Genomic DNA, 16,362 nt, shown 5'->3' on the forward strand with positions numbered 1-16,362 from the left:
CTGAGGAGCGCCGCCCCTCGAGTGCATCGGGGTAAACTCCACGGCGCGGCTCGAAGGATGGGTAACAGGCAAGGTACGCGTTCCCACCCTTCGAGACGCATCGCTGCGCGATGCTCCTCAGGGTGAGGTCATAGGGGCTTTTCATAGCCTGTTGTTTTCGCTGCATTCATTTCCGGCCCGGCTCTCAGAATGAGGCGGGTGTTTGACCTGTCTGCATCGGAAAGCCCCTAGGACGGGTGGCGCCGGATCTTCTGCACGGCCTCGTCGAGCGCAGACAGAAAGCGCGATCGGTCGCGTGCCGCCATCGGCTTCGGCCCGCCGGTCATCTCGCCCATGGCGCGGAGGTTCGACATGAGTTCGCGGCTGGCAAGCGCCATGCCGATCGAGGACGTGGTGAACGGCACCCCGTTCGAGCCGATGACTGCTGCGCCGTTCTTCAGGCTGCGATCGGCCAGGGGGATGTCCGAGGTGATGACGATGTCGTCGGGCCCGGCCCGCTCGGCGATCCAGTCGTCGGCCGCGTCGAAGCCGTCGCTCACCACGACACGCTCGACGCGCGGATCGCGCGGCACGTTGATGTAGGAGTTTGCCACGACGAACACCTTGAGGCCGTAGCGTTCGGCCACGCGGTAGACCTCGGCCTTCACCGGACAGGCATCGGCATCGATGTAGATCTGGACCGTCCTCACGTCAGGACGGCTACTTTCTTGCGCTCGATCAGGGCAAAGTCGATGGCGGCCCCGAGACCCGGTTCGTTCGGCACGTGCACCATGCCGTCGCGCCCGACGACGATGTCGCGCTCCAGCCCGTATTTCTGCGCGCCGTCGGGCAACAGGACCTCGAAGAACTCGGTGTTGCGGATCGCGGCGATCACATGGAGGTTGGCCACGTTGTTCAGCGAATTGCCGCCGTGATGGACCTCGTAGTTCATGCGGAAGGCCTCGGCCAGATGCGCCGTCTTCACCAGCGTGGTAATGCCGCCCTTCACCGCCACGTCGCCGCGCAGATAGTCGGTCGCCTTCGCCATGATCCATTGCTGATAGGAATCGAGGCCGGTGACTGGATACTCCGTCGCCATGATCGGAATGGAGAGCTGCTGCTTCAGTTTGGTATAGTTGTAGATGTCCTGGTCGGCGAGCGGGTCCTCGTACCAGTAGAATCCCATCTCCTGGACGGCGCGTCCCACGCGTACGGCCGCCGGATAGTCGTAGCTCCAGGTCGAATCGAGCATGATCGTGTAGTCGCCCACGGCGCGACGCACCGCCTCGCAGACCTTGATGTCCTCCTTCCAGCGCGTCGGGGGATGGATCTTGTAGGCGGCCCATCCCTCTTCCTTGAAGCGCATCGCCTCCTCGGCGTAGGCGGCCGGCGAAGCCAGCACGGCGGAGCTGGCGTAGGCCGGCACGGCTTCGCGATAGGTGCCGAGCAGGCGATGAATCGGCTGGCCCATCGCCTTGCCGACCAGGTCCCACAGCGCGACGTCGACCGCGCCGATGGCGCGCACGCCGGCCGAGCGCTGGCGCTTCCAGATCTCCTGGTTGATGTGCTCGCGCTGGAACGGGTCCTTGCCGATGAGCCCCGGCTTGAGGTGGGTGATCAGCCCCTGCCCGTCGGTGGTCGCGGGATTCATGGCCGAGCCGAGGAAGGCGTGACCTTCGAGGCCCTGGTCGGTGACGATGCGCAGCAGGCCCAGCGCGCTCTTGCCCGAGAAGCGGCCGGTATGCGCCCCGTAGGTCGTCGGCGGGATATCGTCCCAGGCGAACAGCGTCAGCGTGACGTCGGTGATCTTCATTCCCTGGTCTCCCAGACCCGCCGCTCCACGCCGTACGGGTCGATATCGAGGTGGCAAACGGTGTCGAACATCATCGTGGCGCGCATCCCCGTCGTATAGGCGGGCCAGACCGGCAGGCCGGGATGGCCAGGATTGCCGCTCTTGGCAAAGGCGATCCAGGCCCGGCTCATCGCGTCGCCGAGCGGCAGCCGCGCCGCGTCGTCGCCAGTCAGTTCCGCCGATTCGAGATTGGAGAAGACGAAGGGGATCTCCAGTGTATGGCAGGAACGCAGCCTGCCACCCAGCACCGGGGTCTCCCAGGCGAAGAGATAGACGAACACCGGCGCGGTCCCCTGCGCCAGCTTGCGTTCCGCGATCAGCAGCGACGGCGCACGGATGCCCTGGTCGGAAACGATGGCGATCGCGACCTCGTCCGGCCGCAGGCGCGGCTGGGCCTTGCGATAGGTGGCGACGATTTCGGCCGCCTTCGCGCCGAGATAGGGCGCGAGCGATTCCGGCAGGCTCTCGAACGTGGCATCGGCAACCCAGGGCATGTGCCCCAGGAACAGCGTCATCTCGTCCTTGTTGCTGCCGATCATCAGCGGCACCTCGAGCGATGCCAGCGGCGCCTTCGGGGCAAACGGACCGCCCGGGAACATCGTGCCGTCGATCACCGGATTGAAGCCCAGCCGCCGACGGTCGGCGAAGGCGGCGCGGCTGACGCCGGCCAGCACCTTGACCTGCGCTTCCAGGATCTTCGCCGGCGGCATCGCGCGCAGCTTGCCGGCATCGGACGCATCGAGGCCGAGATGCTCCAGCATCTGGCGCGCCGTCTTGGTGCCGTCCTCGCGGTTGGCCATCTGCACGGCCGGGCCGCTCTGGATGATAGCCTTGTGGAACAGACCTTTCGCCGGCGGCATCGCCATCAGCACGCTCACCTTCGCACCGCCGCCCGATTCGCCGAAAATCGTGACGTTCCTCGGATCGCCGCCGAAGCGGGCGATATTGTCGCGCACCCATTCGAGCGCCGCGATGATGTCGAGCACGCCGGCAAGGCCCGCCTGCTCGAAATCGTCGGCTATATCCTCGAGGTGCAGATAGCCCAGCGCACCGAGGCGATGATTGAACGAGACGACCACGACATCGTCGAGCCGGCAGAGATTGGCGCCGTCGGACCAGGGCGAAGAGCCCGAGCCTGTGATGAAGGCGCCGCCATGACACCAGAACAGGACGGGGCGCTCCGTACCGTCGCGCCCCGGTGTCCAGACGTTGAGATAAAGACAGTCCTCGTCGAGCTTCTGCTTGCCCGCCAGGGTGAAGAGGCGCAGCAGGTCGTCGGGGAGTGCGAAGACGTTCTGGCTCTGCACGGCCATGTTGCCGTACCCGGTCGCATCGCGGATTCCGGTCCAGGGGCTGGGCTTGCGCGGCGGCCGGAAGCGCAGCTCGCCCAGCGGCGGCTCGGCATACGGAATGCCCTTGAACGTTTCCACACCGCGCTCGCGGGTGCCGCGGATCCGCCCGGCGCTGGTCTCGACGACGACGTCTGTGCTCATGCCCCCAGTCTAGCGCGAACCGCCCGCCCGGCGCTGCCGTGCGATCGCATCTATTTCGCTGCCGGCACGCAGCGCGCGCTCTGGCGTCTACCATCCGGTCGCGGTTGCCCATAGACTGCCCTCATGACCGACAAAGCCCGAGCCCAACTTGCCCCCACCGGCGTCCTGCGCGCCGGCATCAACCTTTCCAACTTCCTGCTGGTCACCGGCCGCAGCGAGACCAACGACCCGGTCGGCGTGGCACCGGACATGGCGGGAGCGATCGCGCAAGCGCTGGGCGTGCCGGTGAAGTACGTCCCCTTCAAGACACCGGGCGAGCTCGGCGACCAGGTCGGCAAGGATATCTGGGACATCGGCCTGATCGGCGCGGAGCCGCAGCGTGCCGAGAAGATCCAGTTCACCGCCGCCTATGTCGAGATCGAGGCCACCTACATGGTGCCCGAGGGTTCACCGATCAAATCGATCGCCGACGTGGACAGGAAAGGCGTGCGCATCGCCGTGTCCGCGCGCTCGGCCTACGACCTCTGGCTGGTCAACAACATCAAGAACGCCACGCTGGTGCAGGTGAACGGCCTCGATGCCGCCTACCAGAAATTCATGTCGGACAAGCTCGAGGTTCTGGCGGGCCTTCGCCCGGGCCTGCTGAAAGATGTCGAGAAGGCCCCGGGCCTCAAGATCCTCGACGGCAAGTTCACCGCCGTGCAGCAGGCCGTCGGCACCGCCAAGGCCAACGTCGAAGGCGCGGCCTTCCTTGCCGACTTCGTCGAAAAGGCCAAGAAGTCGGGTCTCGTCCAGGGCTTCATCGACCGCCACAAGGTCAAGGGCCTGACGGTCGCGCCCCCCGCCTGACGTTCCTGGAGCTGCCGCGCCCTCATGGAACTCAACATCAAGACGCTCTACCTGATCGGCGCCATCGTCACGGTGTGCGGCGCGGGCGCCGCGCTGCTCACCTGGTACCATCATCGCGATGCGCCGGGCCTGCGGGCCTGGACCGCGGCCTTGCTGCTCACCAGCCTCGGCGCGCTGATCCTGCGGCTGCAGACGTCGCAGGCCGACCTCACCCTGGCGCTTGTCGCCGACATGGTGATCGTCTCGGGCTTCGCCTGCATGTGGCTCAGCCTCAGGTTCGACAATCATGGCCGCGTCGACCTGCTGCGGCTGATCCTGCTCTCGATCACGGTCAGCCTGGCGTTTCTCGCCCTCTTCGTCGTGCTGCGCGCGATCGGCGCGGGGCGTCAGGCGGCCGCCATCCCCTTCTCGCTGTTCCTCGGCCTGCTGGGGCTCGCCTGCGCCTGGGAGATCTGGCAGGGTCGCCACAAGGACCAGCTCAGCAGCCGCCTGCCGGCCGCCCTGGCGTTCGTCGGGCTCGGCATCGCGCGCGTGATCCGCGCGGGCGTCCTGGGCTTCGAAGTCCTCCATCTGCTGCCGCGGGGCGCCGCCGCCGCCACTCACCCCTATACGCTCTACGCCACGATCGTCTTCACGTTGGTCGTGACCTACGGGTTGGTGATGATGGCCAGCGAACAGGCCGGTCGGCGGGAAGCCGCGCAGTTCACCAAGGCATGAATCCCGGTGTCCTCGGACCGGCTTGACTGGTCCGCGGCGCGGTAGCGGAAATCCGCCGCAGGAGTTCTCGCGAAACTGGGCGAAGTCGCGGCGGTTCCCGGCGCGATCGACCTATGCGCGTTCAACTTTCGCATTTCCCTCGCGTTGTCCGGCGGAGAAACGGAGGTTCATTTCAAACAATGCCGAGAGACATTCGAACGATGCCGAAGGGGCTGATCGCGCCGCTGACGCAGGCGGCGCTCGCCTCTCTGCGGGGGCTCGCCGACGGGAGCGAATCCTCCATGCCGGAGGGGCATCGCGCCCGCTTGCTTCACCTCGCGCTGATCGAATCGGGTCCCGAGGGAGATGCCATCACGGCGCTTGGCCGCGAACGGCTGGTCTCCGATCGCTAATAGTCGGTGGTGGACGAGACGCACCCCGGCTCGACCGCCGCCCTCACGATCTTCAGGAAGCTGTCGAGGGGACAGGCATTGTTGACCTGGTCCGCGGCACAGGCCGGCAGGGCAACCTGCGTCATGCCGGGCGGATCCCGGTAGCTGAGCGCCGCGCGGCGGCGCATCTCGTCGAGCGTCTGCGCATAGTAGGCGAGCCGCACGTAGCGCTTGCCGGTCGCGACATCGAGGAACTGCTCGAAGGCCAAGGCTCCGCCGGGCGATGCTTCGGCCGGCAGGAAGCCGGGGATCTGCCAGGTCAGACCGAGCAGGGCGGCGACGTTGTGGATGTTGCTCTGGTGTCCGACGAGGAGACCGAGGCGCACGGGCTGCCCGGTAGCGGCATGGCCGGGGAACCTGTGCCCGTTCACCAGGATCGCACCGACCAGCGAGAGGAGGTTCGAGCCGCGCTGACGGGCGATCGGGACGGTCTTCTGCGTGAGATCCTGGACGAACTGGTGGATCGACAGCAGCTCGTTCAGCGTCGCGTCGTGCGCGAGGCGGCCCCACGCCACCTGATCCTTCGGCATGCCATCGGCCGACTGCATCAGAAAGTTCTCGGCGGCGGTGGCCGCGTAGCCCAGCGGGCCACGTATCCTGACCCAGCCATCGGCATCGGCAACCACGCTCGACGCCATGGCGGCCTGCGCGCAACTGCCGCCGCCCACACCCTTGGTCGCACCGGCCGGGCAGAGGATCGATTGCATCATGGTGAGCTGCGAAGCGTAGTTCTGCAGCGCCGAGGCAAAGCTGCCGCCCAGCCGCGCCATGACGGCGGCCTGGTTGGCCGCTCCGTTCATCGGGCAGGAAGCGGTCGGCTGGGGGTGGAAGATGGGATCCGGCACGGTGAAGTTGGCCTGGTTGCGCAACGGCAGGTTCGCGCAGCGCGGATACATGCCGGCGAGGATCGCCGCGCCGGTGGCGCGGGTGCGCTGGTCGAGATCGGTCCAGGCCGCGACCGTTCCAGCGGTGGGACAATCGTCCGCCTGGATCAGCCCGCGCCCTCCGTACAGCACGCGATAGTAGGTGCCCATCAGGCGCATGAGTTCCTCGCCGCGCGGCGACAGGAAGCCCGGCGCCACGGGCCAGGTCGGCCAGGCCGTCGCACTGTATCGATCGAGCTCTTCATTGGTCGCGATGGGGGCGCGCACACCATGCCGGTTGATCACGACGGCCCGCTCGATCTGCCAGCCCGGCGGGGTCGGCAGGATCTGGGCATGGACGGACGCGATCATCGCCACCACCGACGTGACGAGCGAGGCGGCGAAAATGGCGGTACGGACGCGTAGACTCATGGCAGTGACTCCCCGAAGGCCGCACTATGCCGCCTCAGGGTCCCGCCCGTCATCCGTCCCGTGCTAGAATTTCCGATGTCCGTTCGATGGAGGATTCAGCGCGGCGGCCCACCGTCGGCCAACGCCCCCAGAGGGTCGTTCGAGATCATGTCTTCGTGCGGAAGCGCCCGGTAATGACGGAGCCGGAACCCCCACCCTGCGGTCGCGGTTAGATCGGGATGCCCTCACCCTCGACGGTCAACGCCAGCTCCTTTCGCGAACGCGTCGGCGCGCTCCGGAACCTGCGTCCCTTCCTCGGCATGGTGTGGGCGACCAGTCCGTCGCTCACCGCCACCACCATCGTCCTGCGCCTGATGCGCGCGCTGTTGCCGGTGGCCACGCTCTATGTCGGAAAGCTGATCATCGACGACGTGGTGATGCTGGTGCAGCTTCCGGACAAGCCGGTGACGCTGCAGCAGTGGCTCGATAGCGGCCATCTCAATAGGCTCGGTCTATTGCTGGCGGCCGAGTTCGCCGTGGCGGTGCTGGCCGACGTGCTGGGCCGCGTGGTCACGCTGCTCGACGGGATGCTGGCCGAGCGCGTCAGCACCAGTTCGAGCGTGCGGCTGATGGAACATGCCGCAACCCTCGACCTCGAGGATTTCGAGGATGCCGAGTTCCAGGACCAGCTCGAACGCGCCCGCCGCCAGACCAGCGGCCGCATGACCCTGATGAGCCAGCTCTTCTCGCAGGCGCAGGACCTCGTCACCGTGGCCAGCCTCGCGGCCGGCCTGATCGTCTTCGCGCCCTGGCTGATCGTGCTGCTGATCGTGGCGCTGGTCCCGGCGTTCCTGGGCGAAGCCCATTTCAACGCCAAGAGCTACTCGCTCGACTTCGGCCGCACGCCCGAGCGGCGCGAGCTCGACTATGTCCGCCAGACCGCGGCCAGCGCCGAGACCGCCAAGGAAGTGAAGATCTTCGGCCTCAACGAGTTCCTGATCGATCGCTACCGCCGCCTTGCCGCCTCGTTCTACGACGCCAACCGGCGCCTGGCGCTGCGCCGCGCCGGCTGGGGCGGGCTGTTCACCACCATCGGCACGGTCGGCTACTACTTCGCCTACGCCTACATCGCCTGGCGCACGCTGACCGGCGAATTCTCGGTGGGCGACCTCACCTTCCTCGCGGGCTCGTTCCGCCGGCTGCGCACGCTGCTCGAAGCGCTGCTGAGCGGCTTCTCTTCCGTGGCCGGCCAGGCGCTCTATCTCGACGATCTCTTCACCTTCTTCGAGGTCCGGCCTGAGATCCATTCGCCGGCCGATCCCCTGCCGTTTCCCCGGCCGATCCGCGAAGGCTTCGTATTCGAGGATGTGGGCTTCATCTATCCCGGCGCCGAGCGCTGGGCGGTGCGCCATCTCTCCTGCACCCTGAAGGCCGGCGAGGTGGTGGCGCTGGTCGGCGAGAACGGTGCGGGCAAGACCACGCTGGTGAAGTTGTTGACCCGCCTCTACGACCCCGACGAGGGCCGCATCCTGCTCGACGGCCACGACCTGCGCGACTACGGGCTCGATGATCTGCGCGGCAGCATGGGCGTCATCTTCCAGGATTTCGTGCGCTACAACCTGCCGGCCGGCGACAATATCGCGGTCGGCCGGGTCGAGGCGCGCGACGACCGCGAGCGCATCGCGCGTGCCGCCACTCGCAGCCAGGCCGACGAAGTGATCGGCCGCCTGCCGCACGGCTACGACCAGATGATCGGCAAGCGCTTCAAGAACGGTGTCGAGCTATCCGGCGGCGAATGGCAGAAGATAGCGATCGCCCGCGCCTACATGCGCGAGGCCGAGGTGCTGATCCTCGACGAGCCCACCGCCGCCCTCGACGCCCGCGCCGAGTACGAGGTGTTCCGCCGCTTCAAGGAGCTGAGCGAAGGCAAGACGGCGGTGCTGATCTCCCACCGATTCTCCAGCGTCCGCATGGCCGACCGCATCCTGGTGCTGGCCGACGGCAAGGTCGAGGCGCAGGGCACGCACGAGGAACTGCTTGCGCAGCGGGGCCGCTACGCCGAACTGTTCGAACTGCAGGCGGCGGGCTACCGGTAGCGCCATGAAGATCGCCACCTTCAACGTGAACAACGTGAATCGGCGGCTGCCCAACCTGCTTGCCTGGCTGAAGCGCACGAAGCCCGACATCGTATGCCTGCAGGAACTGAAGGCGGCCGACGAGGCCTTTCCCGAGGAGACATTGCGCCGCGCCGGATACCCGGCCGTCTGGCAGGGCCAGAAGACCTGGAACGGCGTCGCCATCCTCGGGCGCAAGGCCGCGCCGGTCCTGATCCGCAAGGGTCTGCCGGGCGACCGCAGCGACACGCAGAGCCGCTACATCGAGGCGGCGGTCAAAGGCATCGTGGTCGGCTGCCTCTATGCGCCGAACGGCAATCCGCAGCCGGGTCCGAAGTTCGACTACAAGCTCGACTGGCTGCGCCGCCTGCACCGGCAGGCGAAGTCGCTCCTGAAGAGCGGCGCGCCGGTCGTGCTGGCGGGCGACTACAATGTCGTGCCGACCGATTTCGACATCTATTCGCTGCGGTCATGGAAGAACGATGCGCTGGTGCAGCCGGCGCCGCGGCTCGCGTTCCGCAAACTGCTGGCGCAAGGCTGGACCGACAGCCTGCGCGCGCTGCATCCCGACGCGCCGATGTACACGTTCTGGGACTACATGCGACATCGCTGGGAGCGCGATGCCGGCCTGCGTCTCGACCATCTGCTGGTGAGCCCCGATCTCGCCCCGCGCCTGAAACGCGGCGGCGTCGACCGGGACGAACGCGGGCGGCAAAGCCCGAGCGACCATGCGCCCTCATGGATCGAACTGAAGAAGTAAGGAGTGCCCTGGTCGTGGGGCTTCAGTCGGGGGCTGCAGTCGGGGGCTGTAGTCGTTCTTTCTTCGGCGCTTCCCGCCATTGCCACGGCAATGGCGGGCCGAGCTTCGCCGAGCCCTACATCGAGGGCGGAAGCTCCTTCAGCGCCTTCTCGGCGATCGGCATCATCTCGGCGCAGAAGGCCTTCTTGTTCTTCTCCGCTTCCTTCTCCATCGCGTCGTAGGCCTTGTCGAGCTTGCGATCGGCGATGTTGAGCTGCTTCTCCGCCCAATCGGTCCAGAACTCGAGGCGCTTCTCCTGGTCCTTCGTCATGTCGAGGTCGCAGGTGTCCACGGCGATGGAGACGGCGTAGAGACCGATCACCATTTTCTCGGCATCTTCCTTCGTAGGTTTCTGGGCGGACGCGGTTGCCAACGGCAGGGCAAGCAGGACGAGGAAACAAGAGAGCGAGCGGATCATCGAAGACTCCTGGGCGGGGCGCCACGCCACGTGGCGCCCCGGGGGCTGAGGAAGGAATGCTACTTCAAAGTCTTGTCGAGCGTAATCTCCGCGTTGAGCAGCCGCGATACGGGACAACCCTTCTCGGCCGCCTCGGCCAGCTTGTCGAAGGTCGCCTGGTCGAGGTTCGGGACCTCGGCGACCAGGGTGAGCGCCGACTTCGTGATCTTGAAGCCCGCGCCGTCCTGGTCGAGCGAGATGGCGGCTTCGGTCGAGAGCGACGTCGGCGTGAAGCCCGCCGTCTGCAGCTGGAAGGCAAGCGCCATGGTGAAGCAGCCGGCATGGGCGGCCGCGATCAGCTCCTCCGGATTGGTGCCCTTCTCGCCCTGGAAGCGCGTCTTGAAGGAATAGGGTGTCGTGGAAAGCACACCGGAATCGGTGGTGAGATCGCCGCTGCCGTCCTTGCCCGTGCCACGCCATGCGGCCTTTGCCTTGCGGATCATGTCTTCGTCTCCTGTGCGGTTGGCTGGAGGCAGCATGCCCGCGACGAATGACAGAATCGATTCATCCCTTCGTATGAGGTGACCCATCCCTGTTCTGGCCCTCGTCGCTGCCACCCGCCGCTGCTAGGGTGCCGTCAACGAGCAGGAGTGACATATGCGTATCGTTTTTGCGGCGCTGCTATCGGCGCTGCTGTGGATCGGACTTGCGGCGGGCGCCTCGGCGCAGAACGGGCTGGAGCGCTTCGAGAAGGACATCAAGCCCCAGTTCGAATTGAAGAAGTTCAGCTACGGCAGCGCCCAGCCGGTCGGCGCCGCGGGGTTCGTCCTGAACGACGTCGTGGCGGTCGTGCCGGCCAACGCCGCCACGGGCGACAAGGAGAGCACGGTCAGGATCGACAAGGTGACGGTCGAGGCCCTCGACTTCGATCGTCTGAAGAAGGACGCCAAGGACGATCTCGTGCCGCGCTTCGCCAAGCTGCGGATGGAAGGCATCACCGGCGACGACGAATTGTTCAGCGCACTCGAACCCTATGGCGTCCCGCGGGTGCCGTTCGACGTCGCACTCGACTATCGCCTCGATCCGGACACCAAGGTGCTCACACTCGACATGCTGGAAGTGGCCCTGCGCGGGCAGGCGCGGCTCGCCCTGTCGATGGTGCTCGACGGCGTGAGCGACATGGCCAACGCCAAGGACGATGCCCGGCTGCGCAGCGCCTCGCTCACGATCGACGACAAGGAGCTGTTCGCCAAGCTGATCCCGGCCGCCGCCCAGGAAGAAGGCATCACCGCCGAGGAGCTGGTCACCACCGCGCTCGACGCGCTCGGCGGCTTCGCGCAGGTCCAGAGCGGCGAGACCCTGAAGGCGCTCGATGCCGTCGCGTCGTTCGTCGCCGACTGGAAGGCGCCGAAGGGTCCGATCGTGCTCGGCCTCAAGCCCGCCAAGACCGCAGGCCTCGACGACCTCGACAAGATCATGATGCCGAACGGCCTCTCGACCTTCTTCGGCTTCACCGCCACCTATCCCGGTACGAAACCCGGCGCAGCCCAGGCCGGCGCCAGGAAATAGAAGCAGGACAAAGGAGGAAGAAATGAAGCGCCGTTCCCTTCTGGCCAGTGCTGTACTTCTGCCGCTCGGTCTCCCCGTCCGGGCGCAGGATGCGTACCCGTCGCGTCCGATCACCATGATCGTGCCCTTTCCGCCCGGCGGCGTGGCCGACATCACGGGACGGCCGCTGGCGCACGTGATGAGCCGTATCCTGAAGCAGTCGGTGGTGGTGCAGAACAAGGGCGGCGCCGGTGGTTCGGTGGGTACCGCCCAAGCGGCGCGATCGGCGCCGGACGGATACACGCTGCTGATGGCGTTGTCGTCGATCTCGGTGCTGCCGATCGCCGATGTGCTGCAGGGAAGGACGCCCGCCTACGAACTCGACCAGTTCGCGCCGATTGCGCTGGTCAGCGCCGATCCCACGGTCCTGGTGGTGCGTGAGGACGGTGCCTACAAGACGGTGAAGGACCTGGTCGACGCCGCCAAGGCGAAGCCCGGCACGATCAACTACGGCTCGTCCGGCGTGTATGGCACCTTGCACGTGGCGATGGAGATCTTCGCCGAGGCCGCCGGCATCAAGCTGTTCCACATTCCCTATCAGGGTGGCGGCCCCGCCGTGGCGGCCCTGCTGGGAGGCCAGATCGACGCGCTGGCGTCCGGACCGTCGGCGGCAATGGCGCAGATCAAGGCGGGCAAGATGCGTGCCCTCGCGGTATGGGGCGACAAGCGTCTCGCCTCGCTGCCCAACGTCCCCAGCATGAAGGAGCTCGGCTACGACGCCACCTTCTACATCTGGTCGGGCTTGTTTGCGCCGGCGGCAACGCCCGCCCCGATACAGGCTGCACTGCGCGACGCGGTCCGGCGCACGGCGGAGGATCCCGAGTTCAAGGAGGCGATGGCCAAGGTGGATACGCCGATCGCCTATCTGTATGCCCCCGAATTCAAGGTGTTCCTCGGCAAGGATGCGGCGCGCCTCAAGGTCGCCGTGGAACGGATCGGCAAGGTGCCGGAGAAATAGGCTGCCGGAGATCATCCGGGTTACTGCGAAATCCGCGATCAACCGCGTCCTGAATTGACGCGGCGTGCAACCCTGTTCCGAAGCGCAGCGTTTCCTCATGGAACATCCTTAAAGCGATCGGATCGGAAACGGATGATGACTTCACACGCAGCAGACCCGCCCCGCGAAGTGCCTGCGGTCCCGCCCATTCCTGGAAAAGTCGATCCCGTACCGCCGGAAATGCCGGGGCGTCCCGGCGTACCGATCCCGGAGGACCACCCGACGCCAGTCCCCCATCCGGCAGGCCCGCCGAGCCAGATCGCCTGAAGTCCCGGCTTAGTTCTCGCGACCGGTTGCAGCGGATCACATCCGAACCTGCAACGAAGCGCGAGCGCTCACTGACCGTTTGGTAACCCGATCACCGTCCAATCCCTTGTCAGAAGCGAGAACCGCACCGACGATGGCCTCCACACGGTTCAACCATGGGGAATTTTCGTCATGAACTTCGACGCTCTGGCCTCGGCATGGGCCCCACGCCTGCTCAGCATCCTGCGAATCATGACTGGACTGCTCTTCCTCCAGCACGGCACGGCCAAGCTTCTGAAGATCCCCGTCGTCCCGATGTTCGCCAATCTCAGCCTGACCTCGCCGCCGGGCATCGCCGGCATCCTGGAACTCGTCGGCGGCGTGCTGATCATCCTCGGCCTGTTCACCCGCAGCGTCTCCTTCGTGCTGTCGGGACTGATGGCGGCGGCCTATTTCATGGCCCATGCGCCGCGCGGCTTCTATCCCATCCTCAACGCCGGCGAGCTGGCGATCCTTTTCTGTTTCGTCTTCCTGTACTTCGCCGCGGCGGGCCCCGGCCCGTGGAGCATCGACGCCGCACGCCGGAAGTAGCGCTTAACGCGCCTCCGCCAAGACGCTATGGAACGAACGGACGGCTGCCTCGCGCAGCCGTTTCGCCGTGTGCGAGACGACAAGAACGAAACAGGAGGAGCCTTCATGTCCCCGATGTCGATGAACCGTCGCTGCTTCACCGCCCTGGCCGGGACGACGGCGCTTGCCGCACCGATGGTGGCCGCGGGGGTCGCGCGCGGCCAGGCCCGCTGGAAGCCCGAGAAGCCCATCACGATCTACAATCCGTTCGCCGCGGGCGGCGTCACCGACGTCCACATGCGCCTGCTCGCCGAGGCCGTGGGCAAGATCCTGGGCCAGCAGATCATCGTGGACGTCAAGCCAGGCGCCGCCGGCACGCTGGCGCCGGCCATGCTGCTCAACGCCAAGCCCGACGGCTACACGCTGGCTGTCATGAGCATCAACACGCTGCGCTATCCGCACTATCAGCAGACCAGCTGGAATCCGCTGACCGACTTCACCTACATCACCGGCCTGTCCGGTTACACGATGGGCATCGTCGTGCGCTCCGATTCTCCCTGGAAGACGTTCCAGGACATGATCGCGGCGGGCAAGAAGGACCCCGACAAGTACAATTACGGCACCTCGGGCGTAGGCGGCACCGGCCAGCTCATGATGATCGAGGTCGAGCAGGCCACCGGCGCGAAGTTTACCCACGTCCCCTACAAGGGTGGCGCGGAGTGGATGCAGGCGCTGATGAGCGGCGAGATCCAGTTCATTGCCGACGCCGCGCAATGGGCGCCGTTCGTCGACGACGGCAAGTGCCGGATCCTGGCCTTCGCCACCGAGAAGCGCATCCCGCGTTACCCCGACGTTCCGACCATGATCGAACTCGGCGTCAACGTCGTGGGCCAGAGCCCCTACGGCCTGCTGGGTCCCAAGGGCATGCCGCCCGAGATCGTCAACACGCTCCACGAGGCCTTCAAGCAGGCCTCCGCCGAGCCGAAGGTGACCGAGTATCTCGCGAAGTTCATCCAGGTGCCGTGGGACAAGAATCCCGCCGATTTCCGAGCGTTCGCCGAGAAGTACTATGCCGAGGTGAAGCCGCTGCTCATCAAGGCCGGCCTCGCGAAGCCCTGACCGGGAGAAGACCATGGCATTGAAGAAGATAGCCCTCGAGATCGGCATGGGCACCGACATCAGGGGCAGCGACTACACGAAGGCCGCCGTCCGGGCCCTGCGCGACGCGCTGTGGCACAACTCGCTCACCGTCGCGACGGCGCTAGGCAAGTCGAGCGACGACATGGTGGTCGAAGTGCTCATCGGCGTACCCCAGCCCGAGCAGGTCGACACGGCTCAGGTGCTCGCGGTACTGCCGCACGGCACCGGCACGGTGAAGGTGGTCGAGGGCGGGCTCGAGATCGCCAACGAAGCCGGCACGGACAAGACGGTGATTGCCCAGGCGGCCGCCATCGTCCGCCTGGACCTGTGAGGAGAAGACGATGACCGCAAAGCGCGTGATCCTCGAACTCGGTACCGGCAACGACCTGCACGGCGGCGACTACACCAAGGCCGCCCTTCGCGCGGTGCAGGACGCCCTGCACCATTCCTCGCTCGCCATGATCCGCACCCTGAAGATCGACACCAAGACCGGCATGTTCGTCGACGTCACAATCGGCGTTCAGCAGCCCGACAAGGTCGATGCGGAAAGGGTGAAGGCCTCCCTGCCCCACGGCATCGTCACCGTGAAGGTGGTGAAGGGCGGCCTCGACATCGCCGATCCGGAGAACAACGATCCGGCGGTGATCGCCAGTGCCGCCATCGCGGTCCGGATGGAGATTCCCCAAGCGAAGTGAGCGCCATGCTGCTCTACGAACACCCGCTTTCGTCCTATGCCCAGAAGGTGAAGATCGCGCTGCGCGAGAAGGGGCTCGACTTCAGGGTCGAGACTCCCGCCGCACTGGGCACCGGCACGGCTGGCGGCGCATTTGCGGCGGCCAGTCCGCGCAACGAGGTGCCGACCCTGATCGACGGCGAGGCGCGCATCTTCGATTCGACGATCATCCTCGAGTATCTCGAGGACAAGCATCCCTCCCCCGCCCTGCTCCCGCGCGATCCCGCGGCGCGCGCCGAGGCGCGCATGATCGAGGACCTCTGCGACACGCTCTACGAGGCAGTGAACTGGGGCTTGAGCGAGATCCGCTGGTTCGGGCGCGCCGAGGGCGAGCAGGCCGAGACGATGAAGGCCACGGCGGCTCGGCAGACCGCCGAGCTGCAGACCTGGCTCACGGACAAGCTCGGCGACCGGCGATGGTTCAACGGCGAGAGCTTCGGCTGGGCCGATCTCAGCGTCGCGCCCTATCTCAATCGCTCGTTCTTTTATGGCCTGGGCACGCCCGCCGGCTCACCGTTGGCAAAGTGGCGCGAGCGGCTGATCGAGCGCCCGTCCGTGGCCGCGACCTTCAACGAGTTCGAGATGGCCGCCGCCGGCATGGCCAATGCGCACGAACGGCTCGCGTCAGGCCAGATCCGACGCGAGTACCGCGATCATCGTCTCGAATGGATGATGAAGTCGGGCGGCCTGCAGATCGTCCTCGACGGATTGGCCAAGAACAACATCCGCTTCACTTGGCCGCTCGGTTAGCACACCTCCTCCGTACAGATGAGGAGGCGTCGGCATCTCACGACAACGGAGGGATCAGGGGCTGCGGGGGCCGTTCTTCCTTCGACACTCCCGAACATCGCCAAGGGCGATGTCTCGACGCTCCACGGGCCAAGCTTCGCTCAGCCTAGCCCCGCGCCGCACGGCCCATGAATAGCAGGCCCGCGCCGGCGATCACCGCGACGATGCCCGCGATCGTCGGGATCGGAATGGTGCGCTGCTCGTCGGCCGTGACCTTGATCGGGCCGGCATCGACGATGGTCTTGCGCTCGGTGAAGGAAATGTTGTCGATCGCCAGGCCGGCAATGCCGATCGCGATCAGAAGAACGCCCAAAATAGCCATCGGCTTCATCAGCCCGAACTCCCTTGTTCTTGGTTCCCTCCGGCAACGCAAA

19 protein-coding genes are annotated in these 16,362 nt (G+C 66.3%); 12 read left to right on the forward strand and 7 right to left on the reverse strand.

Annotation, left to right across the window (positions count from 1 at the left end; translation table 11 throughout):
* Positions 1-227: 227 nt before the first annotated feature.
* From LJ725_RS17400 to LJ725_RS17410, 3 genes are read right to left on the reverse strand one after another with little or no spacing between them, the layout of a single operon-like run.
* A complete protein-coding gene (locus LJ725_RS17400) occupies positions 228-689 on the reverse strand; it encodes a YaiI/YqxD family protein (RefSeq protein ID WP_230551907.1) in 462 nt (153 codons plus the stop codon).
* The gene (locus LJ725_RS17405) at positions 686-1,792 is read right to left on the reverse strand and encodes an enolase C-terminal domain-like protein (protein WP_230551908.1); all 1,107 of its coding nucleotides are present in this window, start codon (positions 1,790-1,792) and stop codon (positions 686-688) included. Before LJ725_RS17405 ends, LJ725_RS17400 begins: the two co-directional genes overlap by 4 nt.
* Positions 1,789-3,324: a carboxylesterase/lipase family protein gene (locus tag LJ725_RS17410; RefSeq protein WP_230551909.1), complete on the reverse strand. Its 1,536-nt coding sequence runs from the start codon at positions 3,322-3,324 to the stop codon at positions 1,789-1,791. The genes LJ725_RS17405 and LJ725_RS17410 overlap by 4 nt, the downstream gene beginning before the upstream one ends.
* 123 nt (positions 3,325-3,447) lie before the next feature.
* Between LJ725_RS17410 and LJ725_RS17415 the strand changes: the two genes are divergently transcribed.
* The 3 genes from LJ725_RS17415 (at position 3,448) to LJ725_RS17425 (ending at position 5,282) form a co-directional block, all read left to right on the forward strand.
* Positions 3,448-4,173 carry an ABC transporter substrate-binding protein gene (locus tag LJ725_RS17415; protein ID WP_230551910.1) on the forward strand — a complete coding sequence of 242 codons (726 nt, stop codon included), beginning with the start codon at positions 3,448-3,450 and terminating at the stop codon, positions 4,171-4,173.
* Between the two features lie 24 nt (positions 4,174-4,197).
* A complete protein-coding gene (locus LJ725_RS17420; protein WP_230551911.1) occupies positions 4,198-4,890 on the forward strand; it encodes a hypothetical protein in 693 nt (230 codons plus the stop codon).
* A gap of 200 nt (positions 4,891-5,090) precedes the next feature.
* Positions 5,091-5,282, forward strand: coding sequence for a hypothetical protein (locus LJ725_RS17425; protein WP_230551912.1), 192 nt, complete (start codon positions 5,091-5,093; stop codon positions 5,280-5,282).
* On the opposite strand, the gene LJ725_RS17430 is transcribed toward LJ725_RS17425, so the two are convergent.
* Positions 5,279-6,616 carry a histidine-type phosphatase gene (locus LJ725_RS17430; protein ID WP_230551913.1) on the reverse strand — a complete coding sequence of 446 codons (1,338 nt, stop codon included), beginning with the start codon at positions 6,614-6,616 and terminating at the stop codon, positions 5,279-5,281. The two genes, LJ725_RS17425 and LJ725_RS17430, sit on opposite strands and share 4 nt — an antisense overlap.
* A 218-nt stretch (positions 6,617-6,834) precedes the next feature.
* Here LJ725_RS17430 and LJ725_RS17435 point away from each other — a divergent pair, with 218 nt between their 5' ends.
* Positions 6,835-8,691: an ABC transporter ATP-binding protein gene (locus LJ725_RS17435; protein WP_230551914.1), complete on the forward strand. Its 1,857-nt coding sequence runs from the start codon at positions 6,835-6,837 to the stop codon at positions 8,689-8,691.
* 4 nt (positions 8,692-8,695) lie between these two features.
* On the forward strand, positions 8,696-9,469 hold the full coding sequence (gene xth / locus LJ725_RS17440; RefSeq protein ID WP_230551915.1) for an exodeoxyribonuclease III: 774 nt from the start codon (positions 8,696-8,698) through the stop codon (positions 9,467-9,469).
* Positions 9,470-9,584: 115 nt separating this feature from the next.
* On the opposite strand, the gene LJ725_RS17445 is transcribed toward xth, so the two are convergent.
* The gene (locus tag LJ725_RS17445; RefSeq protein WP_230551916.1) at positions 9,585-9,926 is read right to left on the reverse strand and encodes a hypothetical protein; all 342 of its coding nucleotides are present in this window, start codon (positions 9,924-9,926) and stop codon (positions 9,585-9,587) included.
* 59 nt (positions 9,927-9,985) lie between these two features.
* Positions 9,986-10,408 (reverse strand): OsmC family protein, encoded by a 423-nt coding sequence (locus LJ725_RS17450; protein ID WP_230551917.1) that lies wholly within the window; start codon positions 10,406-10,408, stop codon positions 9,986-9,988.
* Between the two features lie 154 nt (positions 10,409-10,562).
* Here LJ725_RS17450 and LJ725_RS17455 point away from each other — a divergent pair, with 154 nt between their 5' ends.
* The 7 genes from LJ725_RS17455 to LJ725_RS17485 all read left to right on the forward strand — a co-directional run bounded on the left by LJ725_RS17455 (position 10,563) and on the right by LJ725_RS17485 (position 15,949).
* On the forward strand, positions 10,563-11,474 hold the full coding sequence (locus tag LJ725_RS17455; RefSeq protein WP_230551918.1) for a hypothetical protein: 912 nt from the start codon (positions 10,563-10,565) through the stop codon (positions 11,472-11,474).
* Between the two features lie 22 nt (positions 11,475-11,496).
* Positions 11,497-12,471, forward strand: a complete 975-nt coding sequence (locus LJ725_RS17460; RefSeq protein WP_230551919.1) for a Bug family tripartite tricarboxylate transporter substrate binding protein — start codon at positions 11,497-11,499, stop codon at positions 12,469-12,471.
* Positions 12,472-12,948: 477 nt separating this feature from the next.
* A complete protein-coding gene (locus LJ725_RS17465; RefSeq protein ID WP_230551920.1) occupies positions 12,949-13,347 on the forward strand; it encodes a DoxX family protein in 399 nt (132 codons plus the stop codon).
* Positions 13,348-13,452: 105 nt separating this feature from the next.
* Positions 13,453-14,445 carry a tripartite tricarboxylate transporter substrate binding protein gene (locus tag LJ725_RS17470; RefSeq protein WP_230551921.1) on the forward strand — a complete coding sequence of 331 codons (993 nt, stop codon included), beginning with the start codon at positions 13,453-13,455 and terminating at the stop codon, positions 14,443-14,445.
* 13 nt (positions 14,446-14,458) lie between these two features.
* Positions 14,459-14,797 (forward strand): Lin0512 family protein, encoded by a 339-nt coding sequence (locus LJ725_RS17475; protein ID WP_230551922.1) that lies wholly within the window; start codon positions 14,459-14,461, stop codon positions 14,795-14,797.
* Positions 14,798-14,807: 10 nt separating this feature from the next.
* Positions 14,808-15,161, forward strand: a complete 354-nt coding sequence (locus LJ725_RS17480) for a Lin0512 family protein (RefSeq protein WP_230551923.1) — start codon at positions 14,808-14,810, stop codon at positions 15,159-15,161.
* 5 nt (positions 15,162-15,166) lie between these two features.
* A complete protein-coding gene (locus tag LJ725_RS17485; protein ID WP_230551924.1) occupies positions 15,167-15,949 on the forward strand; it encodes a glutathione S-transferase family protein in 783 nt (260 codons plus the stop codon).
* Positions 15,950-16,094: 145 nt separating this feature from the next.
* Here the strand turns inward: LJ725_RS17485 and LJ725_RS17490 are convergent, their stop codons facing one another.
* Complete coding sequence (locus LJ725_RS17490) at positions 16,095-16,319, reverse strand: hypothetical protein (RefSeq protein WP_230551925.1); 225 nt, start codon at positions 16,317-16,319, stop codon at positions 16,095-16,097.
* Positions 16,320-16,362 lie beyond the last annotated feature (43 nt).

It is taken from the genome of Reyranella aquatilis, assembly GCF_020880995.1.
In the GTDB taxonomy this organism is placed as follows: domain Bacteria; phylum Pseudomonadota; class Alphaproteobacteria; order Reyranellales; family Reyranellaceae; genus Reyranella; species Reyranella aquatilis.

Excerpts from the sequence above, each read along its gene's own strand:
- LJ725_RS17415 (WP_230551910.1), top strand. The coding sequence starts at position 3,448 with ATGACCGACAAAGCCCGAGCCCAACTTGCCCCCACCGGCGTCCTGCGC.
- LJ725_RS17465 (WP_230551920.1), top strand. The coding sequence starts at position 12,949 with ATGAACTTCGACGCTCTGGCCTCGGCATGGGCCCCACGCCTGCTCAGC.
- LJ725_RS17450 (WP_230551917.1), bottom strand. The coding sequence starts at position 10,408 with ATGATCCGCAAGGCAAAGGCCGCATGGCGTGGCACGGGCAAGGACGGC.
- LJ725_RS17485 (WP_230551924.1), top strand. The coding sequence starts at position 15,167 with ATGCTGCTCTACGAACACCCGCTTTCGTCCTATGCCCAGAAGGTGAAG.
- LJ725_RS17430 (WP_230551913.1), bottom strand. The coding sequence starts at position 6,616 with ATGAGTCTACGCGTCCGTACCGCCATTTTCGCCGCCTCGCTCGTCACG.
- LJ725_RS17435 (WP_230551914.1), top strand. The coding sequence starts at position 6,835 with ATGCCCTCACCCTCGACGGTCAACGCCAGCTCCTTTCGCGAACGCGTC.
- LJ725_RS17455 (WP_230551918.1), top strand. The coding sequence starts at position 10,563 with ATGCGTATCGTTTTTGCGGCGCTGCTATCGGCGCTGCTGTGGATCGGA.
- LJ725_RS17480 (WP_230551923.1), top strand. The coding sequence starts at position 14,808 with ATGACCGCAAAGCGCGTGATCCTCGAACTCGGTACCGGCAACGACCTG.
- LJ725_RS17460 (WP_230551919.1), top strand. The coding sequence starts at position 11,497 with ATGAAGCGCCGTTCCCTTCTGGCCAGTGCTGTACTTCTGCCGCTCGGT.
- LJ725_RS17445 (WP_230551916.1), bottom strand. The coding sequence starts at position 9,926 with ATGATCCGCTCGCTCTCTTGTTTCCTCGTCCTGCTTGCCCTGCCGTTG.
- LJ725_RS17410 (WP_230551909.1), bottom strand. The coding sequence starts at position 3,324 with ATGAGCACAGACGTCGTCGTCGAGACCAGCGCCGGGCGGATCCGCGGC.
- LJ725_RS17470 (WP_230551921.1), top strand. The coding sequence starts at position 13,453 with ATGTCCCCGATGTCGATGAACCGTCGCTGCTTCACCGCCCTGGCCGGG.
- LJ725_RS17490 (WP_230551925.1), bottom strand. The coding sequence starts at position 16,319 with ATGAAGCCGATGGCTATTTTGGGCGTTCTTCTGATCGCGATCGGCATT.
- LJ725_RS17405 (WP_230551908.1), bottom strand. The coding sequence starts at position 1,792 with ATGAAGATCACCGACGTCACGCTGACGCTGTTCGCCTGGGACGATATC.
- LJ725_RS17475 (WP_230551922.1), top strand. The coding sequence starts at position 14,459 with ATGGCATTGAAGAAGATAGCCCTCGAGATCGGCATGGGCACCGACATC.
- LJ725_RS17425 (WP_230551912.1), top strand. The coding sequence starts at position 5,091 with ATGCCGAAGGGGCTGATCGCGCCGCTGACGCAGGCGGCGCTCGCCTCT.
- xth (WP_230551915.1), top strand. The coding sequence starts at position 8,696 with ATGAAGATCGCCACCTTCAACGTGAACAACGTGAATCGGCGGCTGCCC.
- LJ725_RS17420 (WP_230551911.1), top strand. The coding sequence starts at position 4,198 with ATGGAACTCAACATCAAGACGCTCTACCTGATCGGCGCCATCGTCACG.